At 55.2% G+C, this 4,542-nt stretch carries 7 protein-coding genes; 4 read left to right on the top strand and 3 right to left on the bottom strand.

Annotation, left to right across the window (positions count from 1 at the left end; genetic code table 11):
- Both ABSE61_RS36145 and ABSE61_RS36140 read left to right on the top strand, forming a co-directional pair.
- Positions 1-966 (top strand): DUF5677 domain-containing protein (locus tag ABSE61_RS36145; RefSeq protein ID WP_423875945.1); only part of this gene is annotated, 966 nt, incomplete at its 5' end.
- A 173-nt stretch (positions 967-1,139) separates the two neighbouring features.
- A complete protein-coding gene (locus tag ABSE61_RS36140) occupies positions 1,140-1,742 on the top strand; it encodes a hypothetical protein (RefSeq protein ID WP_423875944.1) in 603 nt (200 codons plus the stop codon).
- A 10-nt stretch (positions 1,743-1,752) separates the two neighbouring features.
- Here ABSE61_RS36140 and ABSE61_RS36135 read toward each other — a convergent pair whose 3' ends face one another.
- The gene (locus ABSE61_RS36135; protein ID WP_423875943.1) at positions 1,753-2,475 is read right to left on the bottom strand and encodes a hypothetical protein; all 723 of its coding nucleotides are present in this window, start codon (positions 2,473-2,475) and stop codon (positions 1,753-1,755) included.
- Position 2,476: 1 nt separating this feature from the next.
- The gene (locus ABSE61_RS36130; protein ID WP_423875942.1) at positions 2,477-2,824 is read right to left on the bottom strand and encodes a hypothetical protein; all 348 of its coding nucleotides are present in this window, start codon (positions 2,822-2,824) and stop codon (positions 2,477-2,479) included.
- Between the two features lie 352 nt (positions 2,825-3,176).
- On the opposite strand from ABSE61_RS36130, the gene ABSE61_RS36125 reads away from it, so the two are divergent.
- The gene (locus ABSE61_RS36125; protein WP_423875941.1) at positions 3,177-3,443 is read left to right on the top strand and encodes a hypothetical protein; all 267 of its coding nucleotides are present in this window, start codon (positions 3,177-3,179) and stop codon (positions 3,441-3,443) included.
- On the opposite strand, the gene ABSE61_RS36120 is transcribed toward ABSE61_RS36125, so the two are convergent.
- A complete protein-coding gene (locus ABSE61_RS36120; RefSeq protein ID WP_423875940.1) occupies positions 3,440-4,045 on the bottom strand; it encodes an AbiU2 domain-containing protein in 606 nt (201 codons plus the stop codon). The two genes, ABSE61_RS36125 and ABSE61_RS36120, sit on opposite strands and share 4 nt — an antisense overlap.
- Positions 4,046-4,171: 126 nt before the next feature.
- Here ABSE61_RS36120 and ABSE61_RS36115 point away from each other — a divergent pair.
- Positions 4,172-4,542 (top strand): hypothetical protein (locus ABSE61_RS36115; RefSeq protein WP_423875939.1); only part of this gene is annotated, 371 nt, incomplete at its 3' end.

Genomic DNA, 4,542 nt, shown 5'->3' with positions numbered 1-4,542 from the left:
AGCGGGTATCCCGCGCTCGTTGAACTATTTTTACGAGATGCTTTTGGACAAACACGGACACGACAGAATGTCTTTCCCGCTGGATTTGCCCTTATGACAAGAGCTAGAGTTTTCGAATCGGAATCAAACTTCGGCTCATTCGTTAGAGCGCGCCCTGAGAGCAAGCCATGGCTTGATCTCGCGGATGATCTCGCGCGCAAGGGCACCGACCTGCTCCGCCAGCACAGCGCGCCGATTGCGGAACCTCGGCATTTTACTTTTTCTGGCGTTTTTGTTCGGGCGCATCAGTCATTTCAAGCTGCGATTTTACTCGCCGAAAACGGCATGATCGGCGACGCGCGCACCGCGATCCGTAGTGCCGCCGAAAGTGGCATCGCGCTTCAGGCCCTCGCGGTTAATCCGACGTTCGTTGATCAGCTTGTTAAGGCACACCAACGCCGCCTGCGGATCGTTGCCAACATCACCTTGCAGAACCCGGAATACAGGAAGCATTATCCGGCGGAAGAGATTTCGCAGATGGAGGCTTTAGTAGCGGATTCTACGAAAATCCCAGATATCAAATGGGAGCAGGTCGCCGCAGACCACTGCCCGGACTTGTACCAGCTGGTCTATCGGTACGCGTCTGCTGACGTGCATGTCACAGCGGACTCAATCCAGCGATATTTCGTCTTCGATGCAAATGGACGAATCCAGTCTCTCAACGTTGCGCCGAACACTGGCGGCTTGGTCGATACTCTTCGGCTGGCTTGCATTGCAATGCTGTGGGCGCTCGACGCTTACGATCGATTATACCAGCCGCCCAGCCTAAAGGATGAGCTTCAGGGATTTTTCCGCCGATTCCAAGCGTTGCCAGCCAATGAGATCAGCAAGAGTAGTGCGGCGAGTTCGAATTGGCGGCGAGTGGTCACGGCTGTTGGCGCTGTTACACTACTGGGAGTCGGGATTTTGATAGTCTTCCGATGGTGATCGGCCCGCACCTAGCACGCCCTACGAGCGAGAATAATTCAGTATTTTTCCTCGCTCTCGACCCGGCCCGATTCGAAATATCCTCGTCAAAAATCTTGACTGCCTGTTTCATCTCGCTGGAATGGCTGCCTTAAAAGTCTAGATTGGTGATCAGACCGAAACGGAGATTCGCAATGACCGAAGTTACAAAACGGGGCCGTGGCCGACCGGCCGGAACAGGGAAGGCTGATCAGCCTCACCTTGCAAGGGTTGCGGACCTTCTCGTCGCCGACAGCTCACTAAAACCGACATCGGCAATGAAGCAGGTGCTTCGGACTGGCTCTGACTGGGGCGTGACTGATGAAACGATCTTGCGTCGCTGGCAGGTGAAGTGGAAAGAGCATGGCGCTATGTTTTTGGAAGCAGCGCGCGATCGTGCCAGACCCCTCGTTACGGCTCCGCCGCCGGATCGTCAGTTTTCATCCCTTGCCTTTGCCGAGAAAATCATGCGGGAGGTAGATAACTCTCCCCACGTCAAGATCATGCGGGAAGTCGAGAACTTGCCTTATATGAAGATGATCCGAGATTTGAATAACTCACCCGCGATGAAGGCGGTTCGGGAGTTTGACAACTCACCCGCGATGAAAGCGGCCCGTGAGTTTCACAATTCGCCCGCGATGAAGGCGGCTCGGGAGTTTCTCAATTCGCCTGCCATGAAGGCGGCTCGGGAATTCCACAACTCACCGCCTATGAAGGCGATTAGGGAAATGCAGGGAGCAGTCCGGCGGTTTTGGTAGAACTAAGGAGTTAGAATGACTTCGAGGCCGCCGCGATCTTGGCATCGAAGTCGAACTTCGCGAAGTGATCGCGGAAAATCAGATTGAAAATCTTCAGGCTGCAGATTCCAATTCTGGCGCAAGTTTTCAGGCCGTGCTGCAACTGCAGGCTATCGCCCGGCAGCATCATGACTTGCATGTTACCGGTCGCCAGCGAGCCCTTCACGACGCTCCCCAACACGCCTTTTTCGTTAGGGTGCGCCCCGAAGTCGATGCTCAGCTCGTATAGGTGTTGATAGATACCGCCCAACTCCGCGTCGTCTTTCTCGATCGCCTCCCGCACCGCTCGATTGCTGAATTTCTTGCGCACCTCGGCGAGGTTGTCGTCTCGCTGAAGCCACAGCTTCGCCAGCTCCGGTTGCGCCGCCACTAGTTTAGCGTAGCCAGCGTACTCCAAGCACGATCGCTGTAAAGGGAAGGCATCTGTCGGCAGGCTCAGCCCCACCATGACCGAAGCGCGGAAGGCGCTGAAGGATCGCAGAAACAGCAACACCGGGACGAGCTGTGTCTCATCCTTTGGCTTAAAGGCGCCGTGGACCGAATGAAAAATTTCGTCGATCGCAGTCAGCCGAGCCGCGACGACATTGTTGAGCGCAACGAGCGCGACCGAATTGCTCCAGCACTCTTCGATAAAGGGGAACAAGTCGCCTCGAAGCCATTCATCAGGTCGTGCTCGCGCGAGATTGTTCCTCATGCTAGTGCATCGACGGTTCCGGCGGCTTCGCTGGGGCAGGCAAGCCATCTGCGTGGGCGATCAGCGCTTGTCCCAGTTCCCGCTCTTGTTGCGTCGTCAGCACGAAGGTGAGATCAGTTTCGCCCGGGATCGAGAAGATGATCACCGGCTGTTTTGATTCCTTTTGCGACGTCACGACCCACTTCAACGCCGGTAGCGCCGCATCGCCGACGAGGCCGCCTTGGGGTAACTGTTTGAAGGCGGCCACGGCTGCGCACGCCAATAGGCTCCGGCCCATGAACGCGGCTCGCTTCGGCGTCATGGGATCGGTCCCCGTGATTGGCTGCTCTCGCTGATCGACCAGCGTCACTGTGTTGCCTCCCACGGCAACTTTCGGAATGACTTCGCTCATCGTGGCCTCAGTTTCCAATTTTGTTTATTTTTTTATTCTTCCCAATCACCGATGTTTTTCAGTACGCGAGGGCAGGCGCTGGGGCACACCGCCTGTGCCAATTCGAGCCATTAACTATTGACCTACCCCGTACCGGATCGGCGAGCCCGCCAGTAGCCTCCCTTTAGGGGATCGACTCCTGGACTCACTCAAACTCTTCTCTCGCAACAAATACACGTTTTGGACAGAAGATTCGCAAGATTCGTCCGGGGCCACGCGAGACCGAATCGGGTTAGCATCGTCGTAGCGACTCAATCTAGACGGAGGAACGATGCCGGTGTTTATCGCGCTCCTCAGTGCTCTTGGTGAGTTCTTTGCGGGCCTCGGCCAGTTCATCGCCGCGCTAACTGGAGCTTATTTGATACTGGGTACGAGCCCGGCTCAGACTCCGGAGCTGAGTGCTTACTCACAATCGCTCAGCGACGAGGCTGAAGTCCTGTACAGCGAGTTCCAACGCCAAATGGATTTGCAATATGAGGCAGGTGCCTTGGCACGCTATGTACAAACACTTCCAGCACTTCCTGAGGAAGGGTATTAGGTAGCCAATGCCTTCATCAGCGCTTCCGCATCCTCTCGCGGAAGCTCATTGAAGAAATGCTCGCCGCGACCTCTCGCCCGTGTAAGATGATTGGCGACCTTCAACGCGATTTCTGTAAGGTCCTGCATTTGGAGGGCAGTCACGGCCGCTGCTTTGAACGCGTCATCGTATGTGATCGTGGCGCTTCGATGGGCGAAAGCATTGTGCCGCAGTAGCGCGACCTTGGACACCAGCGGAACCGCCTGAGCCATGAGTGCGTCCACCTCAGCTTTGGTTTGGAAGGGGAGGAGATTGGCTTTTGCCATCTCTCGCGCTAAGCCCGGCAGAGTGATCGTGTCGCGACGCTTATCGAAGAGAGCAGCGATGGATACGATAAACGCAACAAAGTGCGCGTGCGGGGCGAAGCGGAAGAACTCACTATACTCCTCCATGGTCTTGAATATGCCCGCGCGCGTGTCGCGGCCTTCGAAGTAAAGCCAAATTTCAAAGAAGATTCGCGCACGAAGAACGAGCTGAGCAGCCCGCTCGATACGGTCATCAATGGGAAGCCGGGCTTGCACTGAGAGTTTAGGCGTCAGGATATGCTCGGTCGGGGTTTTCATCGGACCCCCCTTCTGAATTTGGAAATGCGCTCGTTAACGTTAGGAAGGTAACGATCTTTGTTGCCAAGTCGCTTTGACGACATCTGAAATGAGCTAAGATATCCGAGTGTTCTTCGGGATGCTGTCATGGATAAATGGATACCCCTAATGGGGTCGCTGGTAACGGTTTTTGGGGCCGGGGCAATCGCGTACTTTGCGACTGCACGTTTAAACACCCTCATGAAGCAGACCGAGTTTTTCCTCAAATTCACTGAACGCTTCCATGCCGTCATGCAGCAGAAGCACCAACTCAAACTCCGTCTCCTAGAACCAAACGACACAACCGATGCGAAAAAGATCGAAGCAGCCGCGGACATCGCCAATGAAGATGCGACCGAGATTTACCGACAATTTTTCGGGCTAATGTTCGACGAGTTCTTTGCATATCAAGAAGGATTCCTCGCTTACCGCGCATTCAAGGATTGGATGCTCTGGCGGAACTACGAATACAATGCGAA

Source organism: Bradyrhizobium sp., from assembly GCF_049519115.1.
In the GTDB taxonomy this organism is placed as follows: Bacteria; Pseudomonadota; Alphaproteobacteria; order Rhizobiales; family Xanthobacteraceae; genus Bradyrhizobium.
Note: the sequence above shows the minus strand (reverse complement) of the source record. Positions and strands in the feature narration are given on the sequence as shown.

Bases quoted from the DNA above. Each gene is read 5' to 3' on its own strand.
- ABSE61_RS36125 (WP_423875941.1), top strand. From the start codon at position 3,177: ATGCCGGTGTTTATCGCGCTCCTCAGTGCTCTTGGTGAGTTCTTTGCG.
- ABSE61_RS36140 (WP_423875944.1), top strand. From the start codon at position 1,140: ATGACCGAAGTTACAAAACGGGGCCGTGGCCGACCGGCCGGAACAGGG.
- ABSE61_RS36135 (WP_423875943.1), bottom strand. From the start codon at position 2,475: ATGAGGAACAATCTCGCGCGAGCACGACCTGATGAATGGCTTCGAGGC.
- ABSE61_RS36120 (WP_423875940.1), bottom strand. From the start codon at position 4,045: ATGAAAACCCCGACCGAGCATATCCTGACGCCTAAACTCTCAGTGCAA.